The organism is Paracoccus sp. UBA889, from assembly GCA_002294185.1.
In the GTDB taxonomy this organism is placed as follows: domain Bacteria; phylum Pseudomonadota; class Alphaproteobacteria; order Rhodobacterales; family Rhodobacteraceae; genus Paracoccus.
The window spans coordinates 65771-66076 of sequence record DBFD01000079.1 but is presented as its reverse complement, the minus strand read 5'-3'; the positions used below and the strand labels follow the sequence as shown (position 1 = coordinate 66076).

Genomic DNA, 306 nt, shown 5'->3' with positions numbered 1-306 from the left:
TCGTTTCCGTCATAGGTGTAGATGCGGTTGGCGTCCGCCGTGCCGGTGATCCGGTCATCGCCTGCGCCGGTGACGAGGTTCTCGAACTGGGTGAAGCTTTCGCCGGCGTAATTGGTCGCACCGGTCACCATGTCGATGGTGTAGTCGCCCGACCAATGGCGGGTGTTCAGCCAGTCGACGCCGGCGCCGCCGCGCAGCGTCTCGGGCGTGCCGGAGGCGGCGTAGATATAATCGTTGCCGCCCTGTCCGTCATAGACGCCCTGTCCGCTGGAACGGATGCGGTCATTTCCGGCGCCGCCATAGATC

General features: G+C 64.7%; 1 pseudogene. It reads right to left on the bottom strand.

From position 1 onward, the window contains the following. Positions 1 to 306, bottom strand: a pseudogene (locus B4L36_RS16135) (calcium-binding protein); the annotation flags it as partial.